The organism is Nocardia sp. CA-136227 (genome assembly GCF_050955695.1).
Taxonomy (GTDB): domain Bacteria; phylum Actinomycetota; class Actinomycetes; order Mycobacteriales; family Mycobacteriaceae; genus Nocardia.
The window spans coordinates 6,903,583-6,925,039 of sequence record NZ_CP192081.1; the positions used below are offsets into that span (position 1 = coordinate 6,903,583).

General features: G+C 68.6%; 23 protein-coding genes and 1 pseudogene. 9 read left to right on the plus strand and 15 right to left on the minus strand.

Annotation, left to right across the window (positions count from 1 at the left end):
* Positions 1-4: 4 nt before the first annotated feature.
* Together ACQP06_RS31985 and ACQP06_RS31990 are read right to left on the minus strand one after the other, a co-directional pair.
* A complete protein-coding gene (locus tag ACQP06_RS31985; RefSeq protein ID WP_433668595.1) occupies positions 5-640 on the minus strand; it encodes a LuxR C-terminal-related transcriptional regulator in 636 nt (211 codons plus the stop codon).
* Positions 637-1,791: a sensor histidine kinase gene (locus ACQP06_RS31990; RefSeq protein WP_433668597.1), complete on the minus strand. Its 1,155-nt coding sequence runs from the start codon at positions 1,789-1,791 to the stop codon at positions 637-639. The genes ACQP06_RS31985 and ACQP06_RS31990 overlap by 4 nt, the downstream gene beginning before the upstream one ends.
* A 129-nt stretch (positions 1,792-1,920) precedes the next feature.
* Between ACQP06_RS31990 and ACQP06_RS31995 the strand changes: the two genes are divergently transcribed.
* The 3 genes and pseudogenes from ACQP06_RS31995 to ACQP06_RS32005 form a co-directional block, all read left to right on the plus strand.
* Positions 1,921-2,970, plus strand: coding sequence for an ABC transporter permease (locus tag ACQP06_RS31995; RefSeq protein WP_433668598.1), 1,050 nt, complete (start codon positions 1,921-1,923; stop codon positions 2,968-2,970).
* A 35-nt stretch (positions 2,971-3,005) separates the two neighbouring features.
* Positions 3,006-3,731, plus strand: a complete 726-nt coding sequence (locus ACQP06_RS32000) for an ABC transporter ATP-binding protein (RefSeq protein ID WP_433668600.1) — start codon at positions 3,006-3,008, stop codon at positions 3,729-3,731.
* Between the two features lie 73 nt (positions 3,732-3,804).
* Positions 3,805-4,404, plus strand: a pseudogene (locus ACQP06_RS32005) (DUF222 domain-containing protein); the annotation flags it as partial.
* Positions 4,405-4,418: 14 nt separating this feature from the next.
* Here ACQP06_RS32005 and ACQP06_RS32010 read toward each other — a convergent pair.
* On the minus strand, positions 4,419-5,387 hold the full coding sequence (locus ACQP06_RS32010) for a helix-turn-helix transcriptional regulator (protein WP_433673494.1): 969 nt from the start codon (positions 5,385-5,387) through the stop codon (positions 4,419-4,421).
* A 95-nt stretch (positions 5,388-5,482) separates the two neighbouring features.
* Between ACQP06_RS32010 and ACQP06_RS32015 the strand changes: the two genes are divergently transcribed.
* The 3 genes from ACQP06_RS32015 to ACQP06_RS32025 all read left to right on the plus strand — a co-directional run bounded on the left by ACQP06_RS32015 (position 5,483) and on the right by ACQP06_RS32025 (position 7,886).
* Positions 5,483-6,631, plus strand: coding sequence for an epoxide hydrolase family protein (locus ACQP06_RS32015; protein WP_433668602.1), 1,149 nt, complete (start codon positions 5,483-5,485; stop codon positions 6,629-6,631).
* 37 nt (positions 6,632-6,668) lie between these two features.
* A complete protein-coding gene (locus ACQP06_RS32020; RefSeq protein WP_433668604.1) occupies positions 6,669-7,250 on the plus strand; it encodes a TetR/AcrR family transcriptional regulator in 582 nt (193 codons plus the stop codon).
* Positions 7,251-7,460: 210 nt separating this feature from the next.
* Positions 7,461-7,886, plus strand: coding sequence for a DUF4254 domain-containing protein (locus tag ACQP06_RS32025; protein ID WP_433668606.1), 426 nt, complete (start codon positions 7,461-7,463; stop codon positions 7,884-7,886).
* Between the two features lie 28 nt (positions 7,887-7,914).
* On the opposite strand, the gene ACQP06_RS32030 is transcribed toward ACQP06_RS32025, so the two are convergent.
* From ACQP06_RS32030 to ACQP06_RS32055, 6 genes are read right to left on the minus strand one after another with little or no spacing between them, the layout of a single operon-like run.
* A complete protein-coding gene (locus ACQP06_RS32030; RefSeq protein ID WP_433668608.1) occupies positions 7,915-9,858 on the minus strand; it encodes an acetoacetate--CoA ligase in 1,944 nt (647 codons plus the stop codon).
* 5 nt (positions 9,859-9,863) lie between these two features.
* On the minus strand, positions 9,864-10,697 hold the full coding sequence (locus ACQP06_RS32035; protein ID WP_433668609.1) for an HpcH/HpaI aldolase/citrate lyase family protein: 834 nt from the start codon (positions 10,695-10,697) through the stop codon (positions 9,864-9,866).
* Positions 10,694-11,227, minus strand: a complete 534-nt coding sequence (locus ACQP06_RS32040) for a MaoC family dehydratase (protein ID WP_433668611.1) — start codon at positions 11,225-11,227, stop codon at positions 10,694-10,696. Before ACQP06_RS32040 ends, ACQP06_RS32035 begins: the two co-directional genes overlap by 4 nt.
* The gene (locus ACQP06_RS32045) at positions 11,224-12,384 is read right to left on the minus strand and encodes an acyl-CoA dehydrogenase family protein (RefSeq protein WP_379271135.1); all 1,161 of its coding nucleotides are present in this window, start codon (positions 12,382-12,384) and stop codon (positions 11,224-11,226) included. The genes ACQP06_RS32040 and ACQP06_RS32045 overlap by 4 nt, the downstream gene beginning before the upstream one ends.
* The gene (locus tag ACQP06_RS32050; RefSeq protein ID WP_433668613.1) at positions 12,381-14,384 is read right to left on the minus strand and encodes a biotin carboxylase N-terminal domain-containing protein; all 2,004 of its coding nucleotides are present in this window, start codon (positions 14,382-14,384) and stop codon (positions 12,381-12,383) included. Before ACQP06_RS32050 ends, ACQP06_RS32045 begins: the two co-directional genes overlap by 4 nt.
* 8 nt (positions 14,385-14,392) lie before the next feature.
* Positions 14,393-15,955 carry a carboxyl transferase domain-containing protein gene (locus tag ACQP06_RS32055; RefSeq protein ID WP_433668615.1) on the minus strand — a complete coding sequence of 521 codons (1,563 nt, stop codon included), beginning with the start codon at positions 15,953-15,955 and terminating at the stop codon, positions 14,393-14,395.
* Between the two features lie 112 nt (positions 15,956-16,067).
* Between ACQP06_RS32055 and ACQP06_RS32060 the strand changes: the two genes are divergently transcribed.
* Positions 16,068-16,661 carry an SACE_7040 family transcriptional regulator gene (locus ACQP06_RS32060; protein ID WP_433668616.1) on the plus strand — a complete coding sequence of 198 codons (594 nt, stop codon included), beginning with the start codon at positions 16,068-16,070 and terminating at the stop codon, positions 16,659-16,661.
* 97 nt (positions 16,662-16,758) lie between these two features.
* Here the strand turns inward: ACQP06_RS32060 and ACQP06_RS32065 are convergent, their stop codons facing one another.
* Both ACQP06_RS32065 and ACQP06_RS32070 read right to left on the minus strand, forming a co-directional pair.
* The gene (locus ACQP06_RS32065) at positions 16,759-17,526 is read right to left on the minus strand and encodes an enoyl-CoA hydratase (RefSeq protein WP_433668618.1); all 768 of its coding nucleotides are present in this window, start codon (positions 17,524-17,526) and stop codon (positions 16,759-16,761) included.
* 35 nt (positions 17,527-17,561) lie between these two features.
* Entirely contained in the window at positions 17,562-18,005 is a 444-nt protein-coding gene (locus tag ACQP06_RS32070; RefSeq protein ID WP_433668620.1) for an SRPBCC family protein, read from the minus strand.
* Between the two features lie 65 nt (positions 18,006-18,070).
* Here ACQP06_RS32070 and ACQP06_RS32075 point away from each other — a divergent pair, with 65 nt between their 5' ends.
* On the plus strand, positions 18,071-19,291 hold the full coding sequence (locus tag ACQP06_RS32075) for a TetR/AcrR family transcriptional regulator (RefSeq protein WP_433668621.1): 1,221 nt from the start codon (positions 18,071-18,073) through the stop codon (positions 19,289-19,291).
* A gap of 19 nt (positions 19,292-19,310) precedes the next feature.
* On the opposite strand, the gene ACQP06_RS32080 is transcribed toward ACQP06_RS32075, so the two are convergent.
* Entirely contained in the window at positions 19,311-19,514 is a 204-nt protein-coding gene (locus ACQP06_RS32080) for a hypothetical protein (RefSeq protein ID WP_357091198.1), read from the minus strand.
* Positions 19,515-19,748: 234 nt separating this feature from the next.
* On the opposite strand from ACQP06_RS32080, the gene ACQP06_RS32085 reads away from it, so the two are divergent.
* Positions 19,749-20,624: an esterase/lipase family protein gene (locus tag ACQP06_RS32085; protein ID WP_433668623.1), complete on the plus strand. Its 876-nt coding sequence runs from the start codon at positions 19,749-19,751 to the stop codon at positions 20,622-20,624.
* A 165-nt stretch (positions 20,625-20,789) separates the two neighbouring features.
* Here ACQP06_RS32085 and ACQP06_RS32090 read toward each other — a convergent pair whose 3' ends face one another.
* From ACQP06_RS32090 to ACQP06_RS32100, 3 genes are all read right to left on the minus strand, one after another.
* Positions 20,790-20,918, minus strand: coding sequence for a hypothetical protein (locus ACQP06_RS32090; protein WP_433668625.1), 129 nt, complete (start codon positions 20,916-20,918; stop codon positions 20,790-20,792).
* Between the two features lie 39 nt (positions 20,919-20,957).
* A complete protein-coding gene (locus ACQP06_RS32095) occupies positions 20,958-21,104 on the minus strand; it encodes a hypothetical protein (protein ID WP_433668627.1) in 147 nt (48 codons plus the stop codon).
* 121 nt (positions 21,105-21,225) lie between these two features.
* Positions 21,226-21,444, minus strand: a complete 219-nt coding sequence (locus ACQP06_RS32100; RefSeq protein ID WP_213559250.1) for an MbtH family protein — start codon at positions 21,442-21,444, stop codon at positions 21,226-21,228.
* Between the last annotated feature and the right edge of the window lie 13 nt (positions 21,445-21,457).

A 21,457-nucleotide genomic window follows, 5' to 3' on the forward strand; every position in this document is an offset into this window, starting at 1 on the left:
GCGGTCAGATCGCTCCGCGCTCTCGGGCCCTGGCCACGGCGGAGGTTCGGGACTTCACGCCGAGCTTCGAATAGATGTGGACCAGGTGGGATTTGACGGTGGTCTCGGAGAGGAAGAGGCGTTTGCCGATCTCGCGGTTGGAGTGGCCGTCGGCGACCAGGCGCAGGACTTCGATCTCGCGGGGGCTCAGGGTGGTGTCGGGTTTGCGGACCCGGGTCATGAGGCGGGAGGCGACCGACGGGGAGAGGACGCTCTCGCCTTCGGCGGCGGAGCGGACGGCGGCGAGGAGTTCGGCGGGCGGGGTGTCCTTGAGGATGTAGCCGACGGCGCCCGCCTCGATGGCGCCGAGGATGTCGGCGTCGGTGTCGTAGTTGGTGACCACCAGGACGTTCGGCGGGTTCGGGAGGCCGCGCAGGGCGGCGGTGGCGTCGGCGCCGGACTTGCCGGGACCGAAGCGGAGGTCCATCAGGACCAGGTCGACCTCGGTCGTGGAGCAGAAGGCCACCGAATCCTCGGCGGTGGCGACCTCCCCCACGACGTCGATGTCGTCGGAATCGGTTTCGGCGACGCTGGAGTCGAGGAGGGCGCGCAGGCCCGCGCGGACGATGGCGTGGTCGTCGGCGAGGAGGATGCGGATCATTGGTCCTCCAGGGGGAAGTAGACGGTGACCGCGGTGTGGCCGGGTTCGGATTCGACATCCATGGTGCCGCCCTGCTGCTCCACCCGATTGCGCATGGCGTTCAAACCGAAGCTGCCCGACGGGGATTCGGCCAGCACGGCCGGATCGATGCCCACACCGTCGTCGACCACGTCGAGGTGCACGGCGTCATCGCCGTAGGTGAGGGTCACCCGCATGCGCTGAGCCTGCGCGTGCCGCACCACATTCGACACCGCGCCCTGCGCGATGCGGACCAGCGCGGCCTCGATCGGCATGGGCAGCGCCTGGGGATCGCCCTCGACGAGAACCTCCGCCTCCAACCCTGGGGCGGCGGCCCGCTCCGCGATCCGGGTGAGCGCGCCCGCGAGGGACTGGCCCTCCAGCGCGGCCGGCGTGAGTTCGGCGATGAGATGGCGGGTTTCGACGAGACTGTCGGCGGCGGTCTCCCGGGCCAGCCGAATCCGTTCCAGCGCCGGATGATCGGGGGCGGCCCGCTCGACGGCGTGCAGCAGCAGCTGAATACTGCTGAGCCCCTGCGCGACGGTGTCGTGGATCTCCTGCGCCAGCCGCTCCCGTTCGGCCATCTTGCCCGCGGTGCGTTCCTGTTCGGCGAGAGTCTCTCGGGTGGCGAGCAATTCGTCGATGAGCCGCTGCCGTTCCGCGGCCTCCCGGAACAGCGCCTCGTAGCCGAGCCCGATGGCGACCGCGACCAGCGCGCCCAGCAGCGGGCCGATCACACCGGCGACCGTCCAGCCGCGGTGCGCGGCGAACCCGACGACGGCGACCACGGTCGCGGCGATCACCGCCAGCACGCCCCAATAGCGCGGCAGCAGATGCAGATAGAGGAAGAAGAGGCCGAAGACCAGGTAGACGGCCAGCGGGGCGACGAGCACCAGGGCCAGCCAGAGCAGGGTCAGCGCACCGAGCCAGATCCGCGCTCCCACCAGGTTCCGGCGGAACCGTCCCCCGGCGAAGTAGACGCCGAGGAAGACCCCGGCCAGCACGACCACCAGCACCTGATGGGCCCCGGAGACGACCTCCTGCACCGCCACCACCACGGTCAACGCCACGACCAGCACGTGCAGCCCGAGCTGCAGTGCGGAGAAGACGGGAGTCAGGGGGGACCGGTGCACGCGACCAGCTTATGCCGGGCAATTACCCCGGCATCCATCGAAAGTAGGAAACGCCGCCGTGCCGTTGGCGGACCGGGATTCGTTCCGCGGCGCGATGGCGGGACGGGCTTTCCCGGCGAGGGTGTAAGTATGTTCGTCGCATTCAGAGATCTGCGGGCGGCCCGCGGCCGCTTCCTCCTGATTACCCTGGTGGTCACGCTGGTCGCGCTGCTGGTCAGCTTTCTCAGCGGTCTCACGGCCGGTCTGGCGCACCAGAACATCTCCGCCATCGAATCGCTGAAGACCGACACCGTCGTCTTCTCCGACACCGGCTCCTCCCCCTCCTTCGACTCCTCCACACTGAGCACCGAACAGGTGCAGACCTGGGAGCGCGCGGGCGGCACCGTCGACCCGATCGGCATCAGCCGCACCCGCGCCACCGTCAACGGCGCGTCCCCCACCCAGGTGGCGCTGTTCGGCGTGCAGGGCACCCCCTTCGGCAAGCGCACAGCTACCGAACCCGGATCGGTGATCCTCTCCAAGGCGGCCGCGAAGAACCTCGATGCGAAGTCCGGTGACACGGTCGAGCTGGGCTCGGCTCGCTACAGCGTGGCGGGCGTGACCGACGACGACTGGTACGCGCACACCCCGGTGGTGTGGATGACCCTGTCGGACTGGCAGGCGCTGAACCCGCGCTCGGGGGCGGCCACCATCCTCGCGGTCTCGGGGGTGAGCGAACAGAAGGCACTGAACTCGAGTGCTCACACCACCACGACCAGCAGCAAGAACTCACTGTCCGCCATGTCCTCCTACCAGGCCGAGAACGGGTCGCTCACGCTGATGACCGTCATGCTGTTCGCCATCTCGGCGCTCGTGATCGGCGCGTTCTTCACGGTGTGGACCGTGCAGCGACAGCCCGACATCGCGACCTTGAAGGCCTTGGGCGCGACCACCGGCTCCCTGATCCGGGATGCCTTGAGCCAGGCCCTGATCGTGCTGCTGCTCGGTGTCGGCGTGGGTGTCGGAATCACGGTCGTGGCCGGACTGTTCATGGGCGGCGCGGTGCCGTTCATCCTCAGCGCGAGCACGACGCTCTTCCCGGCCGCCGCCCTGATCGCGCTCGGCCTGCTGGGCGCCGCCTTCGCCCTGCGCTTCCTCGTCACCACCGATCCGCTGACCGCGCTCAACCAGGCCCGCTGATGACCACGATCCCTTTGCCTCCCAGGAGCATCGCGATGACCAACACACTGACCGTCTCCGACCTCACCCTCACCTTTCCGGACGGCGCGGACCGCATCACCGCGCTCGACCACGTGAACCTGCGCGTGGGCGGCGGCGAGATCGCCGCCATCACAGGGCCGTCGGGGTCCGGCAAATCCACACTGCTGGCCACGGTGTCGACGCTGCTGCGGCCGGACTCGGGGCGGGTGGAGCTCGAAACCGCCTCGGGAAACGTGAATCTCGCCGAGCTGAGCCGCCGGGACGCGGCGACGATGCGGCGGAACTCGATCGGGATCGTGTTCCAGCAGTCCAATCTGGTGCCGGCGCTGACCACCATCGAGCAACTCGAGGCGATGGTGCACCTGGGGCAGAGCTGGTTCGTCTCCCCCGGCACGCGGCGCGAAGCTCGTGCGCGGGCACGGGATCTGCTGCACGCGGTGGGGTTGAGCGGCCACGAGAACAAGCGGCCCGCTCAGCTCTCGGGCGGGCAGCGGCAGCGGGTCAATATCGCCCGAGCGCTGATGAACGATCCGTCGCTGCTGGTCATCGATGAACCGACCAGTGCGTTGGATCAGGAGCGCGGGGCGGCGATCATCGACTTGATCGTTGGGATCGTGCGAGAGCATGGTGCAGCCACTTTGCTTGTTACACACGATCTTTCACATTTGGATCAGATGGACAGCGTTTACCAGATGGTGGATGGTGTTCTTACACAGCAGCAATCGGTAATTGCTGCATGAATTACTAAGGTATACCGGACATTTCGTGTTCCCTGGGTAATAGCACGGGCGTAAAATGGAGGCATGGATTCGAATGGGGGTGACACTCGACGACTGCGGTATCGCTGAACTGGCGGCCGCAGTCTCGACCCAGCGTCAACTCGCCGCCCTGGACACTCGCCTGATCATCGAAGCGGGAGAACGGTCCCTGCACGCGCGTAGCGGTGCGGGGAAGATGGTGCCGTTCCTGCGCCACACCCTCGGCCTGTCCCGCTACGACGCGGCGGTGCGGGTAAAGATCACACACCACTGCGGGGAATTCGTGCAGCAGACCGGGCACGTCGCACCACCGGTATTGCCGGTGACTGCCGAAGTGTTTGCTGCGGGCGAGATCTCGCGTGATCACGTGCGCCACATCATGGACGTGATGAACCACCTGCCTCTTGATGTGCCCACCGAGGCGCGGGCGGAGGCCGAGCAGATCCTGGTCGACTACTCGCGTAATGGGTGGCCCGATGACCTGTTGAAGATCGGGCGTGACATCCTCGCGCGGCTGGATCCTGATGGGAAGGTTGTTTCCGACGCTGATCGTCGCCGCCGTCGCGGAATCACCCTGTGCCGCCCTGGAGTGGACGGGATGACCCGCATCGAAGGCTGGATCACCCCCGAGCTGCGTGCGTGCCTCGATGCCGTTGAGTCTTTGGTCTTTCAGCTCTTGTCTTTGACCGCACGCCCTGCACGATCACGGATCGCACGAATCTCCTCCACCAACTCCGCCGGACCATGCACCGTGATCTCAACCCCCAACTGCAGCAATCGATGCGCCACCCACTCGGGCAAGTCATCTCGCCGCATATCCAACGCACAAGCCTCCGGCCCCCGCGCGACTACATCGCCCGGCCCCTCCCCCAGCCGCCCGATCACGGCCGAGGCAGGAGCAGCGATATCCACGAGAAAGTGCAGCGACGGCGTCCCCCAATCGGTTCGATCACCGGTGATGTAGGCAGCGGGGTCCGCGGCGGGAAGCTCTCGGGGAACGAACCGAGCGCCGGTCGCGAGCACCCGACTGACCCTGTCCGCTCGAAAGCTCCGCCAGTCATCGCGGTCGAGATCGAACCCAACCAGGTACCAGCGGTGCCGATAGGGCACGAGCCCGACCGGCTCCACATGCCGACGCGTCTCGGCACCATCCGCCGCCTCGTACGCGAAACGGACGCGTTCAGTATTGGAGATCGCCGCCGCGAGTGCGGTGAGCAGTTCCGGGTCCACGGACTTCGCATCCGCACCGGGCGCGATGGTGGCGACACCCAGAACCCGCACTCGGCGGCGCAGCTTGGCGGGCAGGACCTGTTCGAGTTTGGCGAGCGCGCGGACCGAGGCCTCCTCGATGCCGGCGATGGCGGATCCCGCGGCGCCGCGCAGGCCGACGGCGATGGCCACGGCCTCGTCGTCGTCGAGGAGCAGCGGCGGCATGGCGGCGCCGGCCACCAGGCGATAGCCGCCGGTCGCGCCCATGGTGGCCTCGACCGGGTAGCCGAGGTCGCGGAGCCGGTCGATATCGCGGCGCACCGTGCGGTCGGTGACGCCGAGACGGTCCGCCAGTTCGCTGCCGGGCCATTCGCGCGGGGTCTGCAGGAGGGACAGCAAACGGAGCAGCCGGGCCGACGTATCGCTCATGAATTCCATCCTGCCCTCGAAGTAGGACAAGAATAGTCCTACATGCTTCGTAACCTGGTCGGTGAACCGTTCACCGAATACCAAGGGGAGCCACGATGACCAGCACCGATATCCGCCCGTTCCGCATCGCCGTGCCGCAGTCCGAGCTCGACGACCTCCACGACCGCCTGGCGCGGGCCAGGTGGAGCGGGCAGCTGCCGGGGCAGGGCTGGGAGCGCGGTGTGCCGGTGGACTATCTGCGCGAGCTGGCCGAGTATTGGCGTACCGAATTCGACTGGCGCGCAGAGGAAACCGCATTCAATGAGTTCCCCCAGTTCCTGACCGAGATCGACGGGCTGGATGTGCATTTCCTGCATGTGCGTTCCGAGGATCCGGACGCGGTGCCGCTGATCCTCACGCACGGGTGGCCGAACAGCTTCGTCGAGTTCACGAAAACCATTCCGCTGCTGACGAATCCCCGGGCGCACGGCATGGAATCGGCGCGGGCTTTCCACGTGGTGATTCCGTCGGTACCCGGGTTCGGGTTCTCCGAGGCGCCGCGTGAGCCGGGGATGAAGCCGCGCCGGGTCGCCCGGATCTGGGTGGAGCTGATGGCGCGGCTCGGTTACGACCGGTACGGCGCGCAGGGCGGGGATCTGGGCGCGTACGTGGTGCAGGAGATGGCGATCGCCGATCCGGATCATCTGATCGGCGTGCACATCGACGGCGGCATCGGGATGCCGACCGCGGCGGACGTGCCGACCATGACGGCCGAGGAGCGCGCCGAATGGGATCTCATGCAGAAGTGGCAGTCCGGGGTGAACCACCACGTGCTGTTGCGGCAGGCGCCGCAGACCTTCGCGCACGGGTGGGCCGATTCGCCGGTCGGGATACTGGGCTGGCTGGTGCACAAGTTCAACGAGTTCTCACCGCTGGCCGATCACCTGGAGGAGGCGGTGGATCGCGACCAGCTGCTGGCCAACGCGAGCGTCTTCTGGTTCACCAATACCGCCGCCACCTCGTCGTGGCCCATGTACAACGGCCTCGGCGAGGACGGATTCGCCTGGCCGGCGGGCCAGAAACTGGTCCCGATCGGCGTGTATTCCGGCGGATCGCCGCTCATGCGCCGCCTCGCGGAACGCGATAACACCATCGCGTACTGGCCCGAGGGCAACACCGGTAACCATTTCCTCGCCATGGATGTGCCCGGGGCGCACGCGGCCGATATCCAGACCTTCTTCGACCTCGTGTCACGGCGGCGTTAGCGGACCGGTCGGTCCCGAAAGACGTAGGGTGCTCGTCATGGCGAGGACCAAGGAGTTCGACCCCGGCACCGCCTTGCACCGCGCTCTCGAATTGTTCTGGGAGCAGGGCTACGAGGCGACCTCGATGGCGGATCTGGTTGAGCGTCTTGGGATTGCCAAGGCGAGCATCTACGGCACCTTCGGCGGCAAGCGCGACCTCTATCTGAAGGCTCTGCGGCGCTATCTCGAGACCACCGATCCGGCCATCATGGCGGAGCTGTCGCAGCCCGGTCCGGTACTGCCCGCGGTGCGCGGACTGGTCGAGCGGTTCGTGCGCGAAGCCTCCAGTCCCGATTCGTATCTGGGTTGCATGGTGGTGAACAGCGCGGTCGAACGGGCCCGCACCGACGAGGCGGTGGCGCGGCTGGTGGAGTCCAGCTGGGCGCACCTGGAAACGACGTTGACTTCGGCATTGCTGCGGGCTCGCGCGCAGGGGGAACTGGCCGCGGATTCGGATCCGCGTTCACTTGCCCGATTCCTCCTGGTTTTCCTCCAGGGTGTCCGAGTCCTCGAGCGAACGCCGGATTCCGCTGCGCGCCTGCGTGATGCCGCGCGGACAGCCGTATCCGTGCTCGCCTGAACGGATTTCCGATTCATCCACAGTTTTCACGACCGGCCGGATTCGAGACTGATCGTTCCATTTAGAACAGGCTCACCGATTGATCGTCGGTTATGGGGAGGTTCCCCTAGCGGAATGGCAGTGGGCTGTTGAACCGGCAGACACGTCCCTGTCATCTGCGCTGACTACTGTGCTTGGAATTCGCAGGGAGCGGTATTAGGAGCAGTAGCGATGAGGGACACACTGCCATCCAAGAACCAGGTCCTTCAGGCTTGCCGTGGGACAGGTTTTCCCGGACATCCACTATTGCGCGCCGCGCACGATCTGACCGGACTACACGAGCGCCTGCTCAGCGCCCGGCCGGAGCAGCTCACCGAACTCGACACGCGCCGTTCGAATTTGGTGCACGAGATCGACTGCTGGGTGACGGCGCAATTGCCGCCGTCGCACGGCGCGGCCCGCGTGCACACCGAGACGCTCGGCGCGGTCATCGATCGGCTGGCCCGGCTCACCGCCGCCGCCTATGCCGCCCTGGCGCGCGAATCCGGCCGGGATCTCACCGTGACCTGGGAGCATCTGGCCGAATTGGCCGTCGGCTACGAGGATTTGGCGTCGGAGGTGTGCACCGGGCGGCGGCGCCTGCCCGGTGCACACTGAGTAACCCCGCTCATCCGCGGGCTTCCGGTTATCCGCGAGGCTTCTGAGCGGCGTACCAATCGAGCAGTTCGGGCACGTCGACGGCGGTGGGGGCCACCACGGTGGCGGCTTCCGCGCCCTGGAAGAGCTTCTTGATCGGCACTTCCAGCTTCTTGCCGGTGCGGGTGTGCGGAATGCCGGGCGCGGCGATGATTTCGTCGGGGACATGCCGCGGGGACACCTCGGCGCGAATGGTCGCATTGATCCGGCCGCGCAATTCGTCGGTCAATTCGACGCCGGGGGTGAGCACCACGAACAATGGCATCCAATAGCCGCCGTCGGGCTGTTCGGCACCGATGACCAGCGCCTCGGCGATCTCCGGTATACGTTCCACCGCCTGGTAGATGTCGGCGCTGCCCATCCGGATGCCCTGCCGATTCAGGGTGGAATCCGAGCGCCCGTGCACGACGATGCTGCCGTGGCCGGTGATGGTGATCCAGTCGCCGTGCCGCCAGACGCCGGGGAACATCTCGAAGTAGGCGTCACGGTAGCGGGAGCCGTCGGCGTCGTTCCAGAACGACACCGGCATGGACGGCATCGGCTTGGTGATGACCAGCTCACCGACCTCGTCCCGAACCGGATTGCCCTGTTCGTCCCAGGCGTCCAGGGCCACACCCAGATACGGGGCCGACAGTTCACCCGGCCACACCGGCACGGTGCGGACGCCGCCGATGAACGCCGACACCACGTCGGTGCCGCCGCTGATCGAGGCCACCGGCACCCGCTCGCCGACATTGTCGCGCAGCCACAGCGAGGACGACGGCGGCAGCGACGAGCCGGTGATGCCGACCAGCCGCAGCGCGGACAGGTCGTGGTCGGTGCGGGGCACGGATCCGGCCTTGGCGCAGGCCAGCACGTAGCCGGGGCTGGTGCCGAGGACGGTGGCGCGGGTGCGGGCGGCCAGCCGCCACAGCGCGTCCGGGGTGGGCGCGGCGGGGCTGCCGTCGTAGCAGACGATGGTGGCGCCGACCAGCAGTCCGGCGACCTGGAAGTTCCACATCATCCAGCTGGGGCTGGTGTACCAGAAGAACGTGTCGTCGGGCCCGATATCGGATTGCAGGGCAACGGCTTTCAGGTGCTCCAGCAGCACGCCGCCGTGTCCGTGCACGATGCCCTTGGGCTTGCCGGTGGTGCCGGACGAGTACAGCACCCACAGCGGGTGCGCGAAATCCACGGCTTCGATGTCGAAGTCGACATCCGCGTCGCCCGGATCGACGTTCGCCCAGGCGATCGCGTCCGGCACGGCCGCGCCGATGCGCGACACCACCACGGTCCCGGCCAGCGACGGCAGGCCCGCACGCAGCGCCGCGATATCGGCGGTCTTGTCGTGCACCTTGCCGCCGAAGCGGTACCCGTCGGCCGTGACCAGCACCTTCGGTTCGAGTTGGCCGAGCCGGTCGAGGGCGGCCTGCGCGGAATAGTCCTGCCCGCAAGCGCTCCAGACGGCTCCGATACCGGCGGTGGCCAGGAACGCGATCACGGCTTCGGCGATGTTCGGCAGGTATCCGGCGACCCGGTCGCCGGGGCCGACGCCCATTTCGCGCAGGGCGCGCGCGAACCCGGCGGCGGTGGCGACCAGCGCTGCCCAGGAGATCTCGGTGATCTCGCCGGTCTCGTCGACCGACAGGATCGCGGGCCGGTCGTCACGAACCTGCCGCAGCACCTGCTCGACATAGTTCAGCCGCGCCCCCGGGAACCACCGCGCGCCCGGCATTTCCGTGGAGCCGAGCACGTCGCCGGTCCGGTCGCCGAGGTCGAAGTAGTCCCAGAGCGCGCCCCAGAACCCTTCCAGGTCGTCGATCGACCACTGCCACAAGGCCTGATAGTCCGGGAAGGACAGTCCTGTCCGCTTCTCGGCGAACAGCGCGAAGCTGGTCACCTGGGCCTGGGCGAGATCGTCGTCGCTCGGCACCCACTGTGGTTCCACCGCCATACCTCCTACAACGCGTATCCCGCGCTGCCGGCCGCGTCGGCCCGCTGCACGATGCGCTCGGCGTGCCGGATGACCGGCATATCCACCATGCGCCCTTCGAAGGTGAAGACACCCCGATGGTTGGGTGCTTCCACCAAAAGCCTTTGCGCCCAGTCGACCTCCGTGGCGGCGGGCGCGTAGGCGGTCCGGATGACCGGCAGCTGACGGGGGTGGATGGCCACCTTGGCGTCGAAGCCGATGGCCACCGCGTCCTCGGACTCGGCGGCCAGCCCGGTCAGATCCGCGATGTCGAGATACACCGAGTCCAGCGCGAACTTGCCGTACGCCTTGGCCGCCAGCAGCGACTGCGACCGCACGTGCCGGGCCACATCGCGGTAGCCGCCGTGCGCGTGCCGGCTGGAATTGCCGCCCAGCGCGGCGACCAGGTCCTCCGCGCCCCACATGACGCCGATGGCATTGCGCACCATGACCGCCCGGCCGACGGCGAGCGCGCCCAGCGGGGATTCGATGAGCGCGATCACCTCGTAGTCGGTGAGCCGCGTGATCTGCTCGGCCGATTCGCATTTCGGCAGCATGATGCGGCGGTACTCGGTGCGCACCAGGGCGTCCAGGTCGAGCATGTGCTCGAGGGTGCCCGCGGCGTTCACCCGCACGACGGTGCGCTCGGGGTCGAGCGGGTTGGCGATCAGCGCCTCGCGGGCCGCGGCCTTGTCGGATTCGGCGACGCCGTCCTCGAGGTCGATGATGACCACGTCGGCGGCCGCGAGCGCCTTGCCGTAGCGCTCGGGGCGGTCGGCGGGGCAGAAAAGCCAAGCGGGGCCGGGCATTTCCCAACTCATGAAGGCTCCTCCAGCGAGCTGGTCAGTGGATTCCGCCTCACCAGGGTCTTGCGGACGGCGGTGGCGACGACGTCACCGTGTTGATTGCGGCCGGTGTGCGCGAAGGTCACGATGCCCTCGCCCGGCCGGCTCTTGGACTCGCGCAGCTCGGTGACCACGGTCTCCGCGTACAGCGTGTCGCCGTGGAAGAGCGGCTTGGGGAACGCGATATCGGAGAAGCCGAGGTTGGCCACGATGGTGCCCTGCGTCAGCTGGGCGACCGACAGACCGACCAGCGTCGAGAGCGTGAACATGGAGTTCACCAGTCGCTGATGGAACGGCGGCAGCGCCTCGGAGAACGCCGCGTCCAGGTGCAGGGCCTGGGTGTTCATGGTCAAGGTCGTGAACAGCACATTGTCGGCCTCGGTGATGGTCCGCCCCGGCCGGTGCTCATAGACCACACCGACCTCGAACTCGTCGAACCACAAGCCGCGCTGGACGACCCGCTTCACCTCGACTGTGTCCGATGGACGCTCGCTGCGCTCGCTCACAGGCCGAGCTCCCGACCGATCAGCATCAACTGCACCTCCGTGGTGCCCTCACCGATTTCCAGGATCTTGCTGTCGCGATAGTGCCGGGCCACAGCATATTCGTTCATGAACCCGTAGCCGCCGAAGATCTGCGTGGCGTCGCGGGCATTGTCCATGGCGGCCTCGCTGGCGACCAGCTTGGCGATGGCGGCCTGCTTCTTGAACGGCTTGCCGGACAGCATGAGCGCGGCCGCGTCGTAGTAGGCGGTGCGGGCCATGTGGGCGCGCGCCTCCATGCGGGCGATCTTGAAGGCGATGGCCTGGTTGCTGCCGATCGGGCGGCCGAAGGCCTCGCGGTCCTTGGCGTAGCGGACGCTCTCGTCCACGCAGCCCTGGGCCGCGCCGACCGACAGCGCGGCGATGGCGATCCGGCCCTCATCGAGGATGCGCAGGAAGTTGGCGTAGCCGCGGCCGCGCTCGCCGAGCAGGTTCTCCTCCGGCACCCGGACGTCGACGAAGCTGAGCGGGTGGGTGTCGGAGGCGTTCCAGCCGACCTTGTTGTAGGCGGGCTCGGCGGTGAAGCCCGGGGTGTCGGCGGGAACGATGATCGTGGAGATCTCCTTCTTGCCGTCCACTCCCCCGGTGACCGCGGTGACCGTCACCAGCCGGGTGATATCGGTGCCCGAGTTGGTGATGAACTGCTTGGAGCCGTTGATGATCCAGCTGTCGCCGTCGAGCACCGCGGTGGTGCGGGTGCCGCCCGCGTCACTGCCCGCGCCCGGCTCGGTGAGGCCGAACGCGCCCAGCGCGCGCCCACTGGCCAGCAGCGGCAGCCACTCCGCCTTCTGCTTGTCGTTGCCGAAGCGGTAGATCGGCATGGCGCCCAGCGAGACACCGGCCTCCAGGGTGATGGCGACGCTCTGGTCGACCTTGCCGAGCTCCTCGAGCGCCAGGCAGAGCGCGAAGTAGTCGCCGCCCATGCCGCCGAACTCCTCGGGGAACGGCAGGCCGAACAGGCCCATGTCGGCCATGCCGGAGACGACCTCGTACGGGAAGCTGTGCTCGGCGTCGTGCTTGGCGGCGACCGGGGCCACCACCTGGTTGGCGAAGTCGCGGACGGTGAGGGCGAGTTCGCGGTACTCGTCCGGAAGCGTTCCGGTGGACAGGAAATCGGTCATGACTGGGTGTTCTCCTCGGCGATGATGCGAGCCAACGGCTGTTCGAGTTTCACCTGCGCGCCCGGCTCGACCAGCAGTTCGACGCGGCCGGCGATGGGGGCGGTGAGGGTGTGTTCCATCTTCATGGCCTCCACGACCACGATGGGGGCGCCCGCCGCGACGACATCGCCGTCGGCGGCGGGGGTGGCGATGACCGAACCCGGCATGGGGCTCTGGATCTCGGCGTCGCCGACGTGGGCGTCGCCGCCGCGGACGTCGGCCTCGGCGACCTCGCGCAGCAGGGCGGTGCCGGTGCGGTCGGCGACCCAGATGTGGCCGGGCGCGGTGGCGACCCGGTAGCGGCCGCGCAGGCCGTCGATGGCGAGGGTGAGGGTGTCGCCGTCGGAATCGACGGTGAGGGTGCGCCGCTCGCCGTCCTCGATCCAGGTGGTGGCCCGGTCCGGGGTGCCGCAGAAGAACACGTGCGCGGTGCGGTCGCCGCCGATCAGGCGGATGCCGAACGGCGCGTGCGCGCCGACCCGCCAGCCGGTGGGCAGCTGCCACGGATCCACCGGGCCGTCCGGCCAGTGCCGCAGCCACAGCCGCGCGGCGGCCGCGATGAACTGCTCGTCGGTGACGGCGGCGGGGGCGAAGTCGGCGGCGCGGCGGTCCAGCAGGCCGGTGTCGAGCCGTCCGGCGAGGACGTCCGGGTCGGCGAGCAGGAAGCGCGCGAAATCGGTATTGGTGCGCACACCGAGGATCTGTGTGTCCCGCAGGGCCGCATCGAGTGCGGCGATGGCCGCGCCGCGGTCGGCGGCGTGCGCGATGACCTTGGACAGCATCGGGTCGTAGTCGGAGCCGACCACGGTGCCGGTGCGCAGGCCCGAATCCACCCGCACGCCCGGGCCTTCCGGCTCGGACAGGGCGAGCACGGTGCCACCGGTGGGCAGGAAGTCGCGGCCCGGGTCCTCGGCGTACACGCGCGCCTCGATGGCGTGCCCGGTGAGCCGGACGTCCTCCTGGGCGGCGGACAGCTTCTGTCCGGCCGCGATGCGGACCTGGCATTCCACCAGGTCGACGCCGGTGACCAGTTCGGTGACCGGATGTTCCACCTGCAGCCGGGTATTCATCTCCATGAAGAAGAACTCGTCCGGCTGGTCCGCGGAGACGATGAACTCGACGGTGCCCGCGCCGACGTAGTCGACACTGCGGGCGGTATTGCAGGCGGCCGCGCCGATCCGGGCCCGGGTGCGGGCGTCCAGCAAGGGCGAGGGGGCTTCCTCGATCACCTTCTGGTGGCGGCGCTGCAGGCTGCACTCGCGTTCGCCCAGGTGCAGCACGTGACCGAACTGGTCGGCCAGGATCTGCACCTCGATGTGGCGGGGGCGGGTGACGAAGCGTTCCAGGAACAGGGTGTCGTCGCCGAAGGCGGCCCCGGCCTCGCGGCGGGCGCTGACCAGGGCGGCGGGCAGGTCGGCGGGATCGTCGACCCGGCGCATGCCCTTGCCGCCGCCACCGGCGGACGGCTTGACCAGCACCGGGTAGCCGATCTCGGTCGCGGCCGCGATCAACTCGGCGTCGGTGAGACCCGGCTTGGCGATGCCGGGCACCACGGGCACGCCGTATTCGGCGACCGCGTTCTTGGCGGTGATCTTGTCGCCCATGATCTCGATGGCGCGCGCGGACGGGCCCAGGAAGGCGATGCCCGCCGCCTCGAGCGCGGCCGCGAAGGCCGAATTCTCGGACAGGAAGCCGTATCCCGGGTGCACGGCCTGCGCGCCGGAGCGCACGGCGGCGGCGACCACCTTGTCGATGTTCAGGTAGGACTCGCGCGCGGCGGCCGGGCCGAGGCGGACCGCGGTGTCGGCCTCGCGCACGTGGCGGGCGTCGGCGTCGGCGTCGCTGTAGACGGCGACGGATCGAATTCCCATGTCGCGCAAGGTGCGAATCACCCGGACCGCGATCTCGCCGCGATTGGCGACGAGCACGGTGTCGAACACGACGGGCTGAGCTTTGTTCATCAAGGTCATCACATCCGGAAGACGCCGTAGGAGACGGGCTCGAGCGGGGCCTGCGCGCAGGCCGAGAGGGCCAGGCCGACAACGGTTCTGGTGTCGGCGGGGTCGATGACGCCATCGTCCCAGAGCCGGGCCGTGGAGTAGTACGGATTGCCCTGGGCCTCGTACTGCTCACGGATCGGGGCCTTGAACTTCTCCAGATCCTCCTCCGACTGGTCTCCGCGCACGGTCGCCAGCACCGAGGCCGCCTGCTCGCCGCCCATGACGGAGATGCGGGCGTTCGGCCACATCCACAGGAAGCGCGGCGAATACGCGCGCCCGCACATGGAGTAGTTGCCCGCGCCGTAGGAGCCGCCGATCACCACGGTCAGCTTCGGCACCCGGGCGCACGCGACCGCGGTCACCATCTTCGCGCCGTGCTTGGCGATGCCGCCCGCCTCGTAGTCGCGCCCGACCATGAAGCCGGTGATGTTCTGCAGGAACAGCAGCGGGATCTTGCGCTTGTCGCACAGTTCGATGAAATGCGCGCCCTTCATGGCGGATTCGCTGAACAGCACGCCATTGTTGGCGACGATGCCGACCGGGTGGCCGTGGATCCGGGCGAAGCCGGTGACCAGGGTCTTGCCGTATTCGGCCTTGAATTCCTGGAATTCGCCGCCGTCGACGATGCGGGTGATGACCTCGCGGACGTCGTAGGGGGTGCGCAGGTCCACCGGCACCACGTCGTACAGCTCGTCCTGCGGCGCGATCGGGTCCACGGTCGGCGCGACATCCCACGGCGTCGGCGTCTTCGGGCCCAGCGTGGCCACGATATTGCGCACGATGCGCAGCGCGTCCTGATCGCTCTCGGCCAGGTGATCGGTGACGCCGGAGGTGCGCGAGTGCAGATCGCCGCCGCCCAGTTCCTCGGCGGTGACGACCTCGCCGGTGGCCGCCTTCACCAGCGGCGGGCCGCCCAGGAAGATGGTGCCCTGATTGCGCACGATGACGGTCTCGTCGCTCATGGCCGGGACGTACGCGCCGCCCGCGGTGCACGAGCCCATGACCGCGGAGATCTGCGCGATCCCCTTGGCGCTCATGTTCGCCTGGTTGAAGAAGATGCGGCCGAAGTGCTCGCGGTCGGGGAACACCTCGTCCTGCCGGGGCAGGTACGCGCCGCCGGAGTCGACCAGGTAGACGCACGGCAGATTGTTCTGCAGCGCGACTTCCTGGGCGCGCAGATGCTTCTTGACCGACATCGGGTAGTAGGTGCCGCCCTTGACCGTCGCGTCGTTGGCGAGGATCACGCACTCGCGCCCGGAGACCCGGCCGATGCCGCCGATCACGCCCGCACCGGGGCATTCGTCGTCGTACATGCCGTTGGCCGCCAGCGGCGACAGCTCCAGGAACGGGCTGCCGGTATCGAGCAGCTGGTCCACGCGCTGGCGCGGCAGCAGCTTGCCGCGGGCCAGGTGCCGTTCCCGCGATTTCTCGGGCCCGCCCAGCGCGCTGACGGCCAATCGCTCCCGCAGCTCCTCGACCAACGCCAGGTGCGCGTGCCGGTTCCCGGTCCGCGTCTGTTCGCTCAGCGTCATCCGCTCCGCCTCCCCGTGCGTCCGATCCGGTCCGCTCGGTTAGTCACCAATAACTGGAAAATAAGATAATCTTCACTAACTGAGTTGTCCAGCACCGCTGAAAGGAGCCACGGTGAACAGTGCGACGGAACCCGTGGGGCTGACCCGGCGCGAGCAGCTCAAGGCGCAACGTCGCGAGCAGCTGCTGGAGGCGGGTGCGCGACTCATCGCGGACCGCGGATTCCTCGGCATGCGGCTCGACGATCTCGGCGCGGCGGCCGGCATCAGCGGGCCCGCCGTGTACCGGCACTTCCCCAACAAGGAGGCGCTGCTGGTCGAGCTGCTGGTCGGCATCAGTCAGCGGCTGCTCGACGGCGGCCGGTCCGTGGCGCTCGCGGCGGGTTCCCCGCGCGAGGCGCTCGGCGGCCTGGTGGACTTCCACCTCGACTTCGCGCTCGGCGAACCCGAGCTGATCCGCATCCAGGATCGCGACCTGGAGAATCTGCCGGAGTCGGCGCGCCGTCAGGTGCGGCGCACGCAGCGGCAGTACGTGGAGGTGTGGGTGGCGGTGCTGCGGGAACTACGCCCCGACCTACCCGAGCAGGCCGCGCGCGTCCAAGCGCACGCCACCTTCGGCCTGATCAACTCGACCCCGCACAGCGCACCGGCCAGCGCCACCAGGGCGCGCCCGATCCTTCGCCGCATGGCCCTCGCCGCCCTGGACTGACTCCCCCACCGGCTCCCCCACCTGTCCCGAACGAGCGGTGGCGCGGACGGAATCGAATCCGTCCACGCCACAGGCTGTTTCACCGCTTCGATCGAACTCAGTTCGCGGACGACCCGCTGATCCGGGTCTGCGCCGCGGCCAGGCGGGCGGCGAACTCGGGCGATTCGAGCGACGCCAGCTGCGGGATCACCTCGGTGCTGACCGCCTCCGCGTGGGTGGGCAGGGCACGGGTGGCGCGCATGGTGCGCTTGGTGGTGATGAGCAGCTCACGTGGGACTTCCGCTGTCGCGGAGGCGTATTCGACGGCGGCGGCGACCAGGGCGGCGTGGTCGCCGTCGACGACCCGGTGCACCAGTCCGGCGGTTGCCGCTTCGTGCGCGTCGAGCACCTCACCGAACAGCGTCATGGCCGTCGCCTGCTGCGGGCCCACCGCGCGCTGCAGCATCCAGGTCATGCCGCCGCCGGGGTGGATGCCCAGGCGCAGGAAGCGAGCGTCGAAGCGGGCGTTGGGATTCGCGAAGCGCAGGTCGGCGGCCAGCGCCAGGTTCAGGCCCGCGCCGACGGCCTGGCCGCCGACCGCCGCGATGGTGGGCAGCTTGCAGCGGGCCACCGCAAGGAAGCCTTCATAGATGGCCCGCAGGCCCTCTTCCTTCGCCTCGCCCAGGGCGGTCAGGTTGGCGCCCGCGCAGAAGGCGGGGGGCGTGCCGGTGACCACCAGGGCGTGCACCGATTCGTCGGCCTCGGCGTCCGCCACCGCGTCCGCGAGATCGGCGGATAGATCCAGCGTCAACGCATTCCGCTTGTCGGGGTCGTGCACCGTCACCAGCGCCACGGACTTCAGGCGCTCCACCTTGATCTCGGCCATGGCCCCAGATGGTAACGGCGCGCGGGGCGCCGCGTTCACGCACCGCGTAGTTCGCGCGCGGCGGTCCGCAACACCATGTCGAAGCTGAGGCTCACCACCGGGGCCGCCAGGAAGGTCCACATCGGCGCGAGCACGGGCGCGGCGATCTCGAAGGTCGTCGACCAGTGCACCAGGGTGCCGTCGGCGACCGGGTCACAGCTGATGGAACCCTCCTGATGCCGCAGGCGCGGAACGGATTTCAGCCCGCGATACCGCATCAGCCGGGGCGGATCGTATTCGGTGATCTCCTGGGTGAGCCGCATGAGCGGGGTCACCACCAACCGCACCGCGCCCACGCCGTTGCCCGCGGTATTGCCGGGGCGGACCAGGGTGACGCGGCGGACGAACGGAACCCGTTGATAATTCGCGACATCGGTGAGCCAATCGAAGACATCCGCGGGCGGGGCGGCGATGGTGCGTTCGACGTCGACCGTGCGCATCCCGGCAGACTACCCAGATCGGCGGCGGGACGTCGGCCGAAATGCCTGGTGATTACCATTGCGATATGACCGTCGAGGAGCAGCCGCAGCGCGTGATCCGCCGCCGACCGAAGAATCGGCGCGCGCAGATCGCCGCCACTTCGGCCGCCGCCTTCGGATCGCTCGGCTACCACGGCGTGAGCATGGAGGACATCGCCACCCGGCTCGGTATTTCGTCGGCCGCCCTGTACCGGCACTATCCGAGCAAGTACGCGCTGTTCCGGGAGGAATTGCTGCGCCTGTCGCGGCTCACCGCCGAGGCGGCCACGCTGCCCGACGAGTCCGAGGGCCTGTCCCCGCGCGCCCGGCTGAACCGGGTGCTGGATCGGATGATCGCCGAGACCATCGCCAATCGCGCCACCGTCACCCTGGTGCGCTGGGAGCGCCGCTATCTCGACGACACCGATCGGCAGATCCTGGAGGAGCAGTTCATCGTGGCGCTGACCACGTTGCGCGCGCTCATCGCGGACGTGCGGCCCGAACTCGACGGGCACGACCGCGCGGTGCGGGCGGTGTCGATGCTCAGCGTCATCTCCAGCATCGGCGACCACCACGCCACGCTGCCCGCGAAATCGCTGACGGCCCTGCTGCATTCGGCTTGCGACGCCATCCTCGACACCGAGCTGCCGCCGGAGGGCACCGCGGCGGAGCCGCCGCGCGCGGTGGAGATCCCGCGCAGTTTCAAGCACGAGCTGCTGCTGAAGAAGGCGGTGGAGCTGTTCCACCAGCGCGGCTACCCCAATGTGAGCGTGGAGGACATCGCGGCCGCGGCCGATCTGTCGGCGGCCTCGGCGGTGTACCGGTACTACCGCAGCAAGGGCGATCTACTGGCCGCCGCGTTCCGCCGGGCGGCGGACCGGGTGTCCGGGGCGATCGGCCCGGCGGTGGCGACCTCGTCGACTCCGGCCGAGGCGCTGCGCAAACTGGTGGATCTGTATGTCGCGGGATCGTTCGCCGAGCGCGAGCTGACCTTCGTGTACTACGCCGAGTTCGGCCATGTCTCGGCCGAGGAGCGCACCATGCTGCGCAATGTGCAGCGGCTCATCGTGGCCGAGTGGGTGCGGCTGCTGGTGGCGGTGCGCCCGGAACTGTCCGAGAGCGAGGCGCGCATCCTGGTGCAGGCCGGGTTCGGTCTGGTGGTGGATCTGGGGCGCGAGTTCGGCGGTCACGCGTCGATCTGCCCGCCGCCCAGGGTGATCCGGCTGATGGAGGTCACCCTGTTCGGCGCCGACATACCGGAGCGCTGAACCTCCGAAGGCCGGAGGGCTAGGCCTTCAGGGCGGTCAGCGGGACGAAAGGCGCGTAGTCGCAGACGTGCCCGTTGTCCCACTCCCACAGCGAGACCGGATCGACGGCCACGCCGCTCTGCAGGATGAGCCGCCAGCCGCCGTCCTCCCGCTGCCAGATATCGCCGTCCCGGTCCCAGTAGAGACCGATCACGTGTGGTTCCAGGGGCTCGGGCCGGCTCATATCTCCCTCTCATAGCTAATCTTCAGCGATTGCGCGAGTGCGGGCGCTCCGGGACTATTTCGTGGTAACCAGGGTTTACGTTCGGAGCAAATATATTTGCCAATCGTTCGCTCGCCCAGGAAGCGGCGCGCGCGAGTCGAATTCGCTTCGCCGAATTCTCGCGGCCGGCCGGTATCGTGCACAGCGCATGGTCGGGGAGGACTGCAAGACTAGGGCCGAAAGGCGTTGTTGCCCATGAGAATCATCAGCACTGTCGCAATCGCGGCGAGCGCCGCCGTCCTGTGGTCGGCCGCGCCCGCGCAGGCCGGGCCGGAGACCGGGTCCGCGGATCGGCCGCTGCCGGCCGGGAGCACCATCGAACCGGTCATCGACTGCGGGCCGACCGCCGCGCATCCGTATCCCGTGGTGGTGCTGCCCGGCGGGGACGGCAGCACGGATCAGACCGCCGCGCAGTGGGAGACCATGGTCGGCGCACTGCGCGGGGCCGGATACTGCACTCTGCTGTTCCAGGGCGGTGTGGTGAACGGGAAGCGGTGGTACGGCGATATGCCCGCCGAGGCAGGGCAGGTCGCGGATTTCATCGCGAAGGTGCGGGAGACCACCGGGGCCGAGAAGGTCGAGATCGTGGCCCACTCGGCGGGGACCATCGTGACGAACTACTACCTGAAGCTGCTGGGCGGGGCGCCGACGGTGAGCCACGCCGTGTTCATCACGCCCGAGGTGCGCGGCTGTGACGGCGCGGGTGTCCTCGGCATCCCGAATCCGCCCATCACCCCCGTGCAGCTGCTGCACGAGCTGCCCGTGCTGAGCACCCTGCTGGCCGCGGCCTCGCCGGAATTGGCCACAGCCCTGCAGATGACACCGGATTCGCCGGTGTACAAGGCGATTTTCGATACGCGGGTCACCCAGCCCGGGGTCACCTATTCGGTGATCGCGACGCGCCGGGATCAGCTCGCCACGCCCGCGCCGCAGTGCTCGACCCTCGACGAACCGGGCGTCGAGAACGTGGTCTACGAGGACCTGTTCCCGGACGCGGCGCCGGTGGACCACTCACTGATCCGATCCAGCGCCGAGACCGCGGGCTGGGTCCTGGACCGGTTGCGGCGCTGAGCCCCGGGGGCCGCCAGGACGGGTTGCCCTGGCGGCCTTCACACACCTGCCCGAAAGCTGCTACGTAGTCGCCGGCGGCCAGGTGAAGGAGGAGCCGGAGCCCAGCGACTTCGCCAGGAAGCTGAAAAAGTCGTTCACAGCACTACCGCTGAACATGCAGGCCTCCTAGACGACCGGAGTCGGGGTAGGGGTAGTGCCGCCCGGCTGGGTGACCGAGGTCGAGGAGCCGGAGCCGATGACCTTCGCGATCGCGATGAGCAGGTCGGTCATACCGCTGCCAGTGTAGAAATCCACAGCGATTTCCTTTCGAGAATTTCGTGAGTGCGGCGCGAATTACTTCGCGCTGTGCGACTTGAGCTTCGGGCCCTTGGGGTTGTAGCTAGCGGTGGAGCCGGCGCCCAGGAACTTCAGGACCTGGGAGACAACAGCGCCGATGTCGACCGAAGGCGTGGTGCCGGGATCCGGAGGAGTGGTAGTCATGGTGATTCCCTTTCTTTCACGACGCGGACAGACCCCCTCGATGTGTGGTTTCTTCTCGGGACCGCCGCACGGGGCCATTTGACCCCGGGTCTGTGGATACGGAACTCGGTGTTCCGCTGGTCTATTCGGGCTCGACCGACATGGCCTGGACGAGCGAGGCAGGTCGCATGTCGGTCCAGTGCGCCTCGACGTAGTCCAGGCAGCTCTGTCGCAGGGCCGGGCCGTGCGCCGCGGTCCAGCCGCCGGGGATGGCGGCGAACACCGGCCACAGCGAGTGCTGGGCCTCCTCGTTGACGAGAACATAGAACTGGGCGTTTTCGTCGTCGAACGGATTGCTCATTCGGGTTGCCTTT

Excerpts from the sequence above, each read along its gene's own strand:
- ACQP06_RS32085 (WP_433668623.1), top strand. The coding sequence starts at position 19,749 with ATGAGAATCATCAGCACTGTCGCAATCGCGGCGAGCGCCGCCGTCCTG.
- ACQP06_RS32070 (WP_433668620.1), bottom strand. The coding sequence starts at position 18,005 with ATGCGCACGGTCGACGTCGAACGCACCATCGCCGCCCCGCCCGCGGAT.
- ACQP06_RS32030 (WP_433668608.1), bottom strand. The coding sequence starts at position 9,858 with ATGGCGGTGGAACCACAGTGGGTGCCGAGCGACGACGATCTCGCCCAG.
- ACQP06_RS32065 (WP_433668618.1), bottom strand. The coding sequence starts at position 17,526 with ATGGCCGAGATCAAGGTGGAGCGCCTGAAGTCCGTGGCGCTGGTGACG.
- ACQP06_RS32045 (WP_379271135.1), bottom strand. The coding sequence starts at position 12,384 with ATGACCGATTTCCTGTCCACCGGAACGCTTCCGGACGAGTACCGCGAA.
- ACQP06_RS32025 (WP_433668606.1), top strand. The coding sequence starts at position 7,461 with ATGAGGGACACACTGCCATCCAAGAACCAGGTCCTTCAGGCTTGCCGT.
- ACQP06_RS32015 (WP_433668602.1), top strand. The coding sequence starts at position 5,483 with ATGACCAGCACCGATATCCGCCCGTTCCGCATCGCCGTGCCGCAGTCC.
- ACQP06_RS32035 (WP_433668609.1), bottom strand. The coding sequence starts at position 10,697 with ATGAGTTGGGAAATGCCCGGCCCCGCTTGGCTTTTCTGCCCCGCCGAC.
- ACQP06_RS32075 (WP_433668621.1), top strand. The coding sequence starts at position 18,071 with ATGACCGTCGAGGAGCAGCCGCAGCGCGTGATCCGCCGCCGACCGAAG.
- ACQP06_RS32055 (WP_433668615.1), bottom strand. The coding sequence starts at position 15,955 with ATGACGCTGAGCGAACAGACGCGGACCGGGAACCGGCACGCGCACCTG.
- ACQP06_RS32020 (WP_433668604.1), top strand. The coding sequence starts at position 6,669 with ATGGCGAGGACCAAGGAGTTCGACCCCGGCACCGCCTTGCACCGCGCT.
- ACQP06_RS32050 (WP_433668613.1), bottom strand. The coding sequence starts at position 14,384 with ATGAACAAAGCTCAGCCCGTCGTGTTCGACACCGTGCTCGTCGCCAAT.
- ACQP06_RS31985 (WP_433668595.1), bottom strand. The coding sequence starts at position 640 with ATGATCCGCATCCTCCTCGCCGACGACCACGCCATCGTCCGCGCGGGC.
- ACQP06_RS32000 (WP_433668600.1), top strand. The coding sequence starts at position 3,006 with ATGACCAACACACTGACCGTCTCCGACCTCACCCTCACCTTTCCGGAC.
- ACQP06_RS32080 (WP_357091198.1), bottom strand. The coding sequence starts at position 19,514 with ATGAGCCGGCCCGAGCCCCTGGAACCACACGTGATCGGTCTCTACTGG.
- ACQP06_RS32010 (WP_433673494.1), bottom strand. The coding sequence starts at position 5,387 with ATGAGCGATACGTCGGCCCGGCTGCTCCGTTTGCTGTCCCTCCTGCAG.
- ACQP06_RS32100 (WP_213559250.1), bottom strand. The coding sequence starts at position 21,444 with ATGAGCAATCCGTTCGACGACGAAAACGCCCAGTTCTATGTTCTCGTC.
- ACQP06_RS32095 (WP_433668627.1), bottom strand. The coding sequence starts at position 21,104 with ATGACTACCACTCCTCCGGATCCCGGCACCACGCCTTCGGTCGACATC.
- ACQP06_RS31995 (WP_433668598.1), top strand. The coding sequence starts at position 1,921 with ATGTTCGTCGCATTCAGAGATCTGCGGGCGGCCCGCGGCCGCTTCCTC.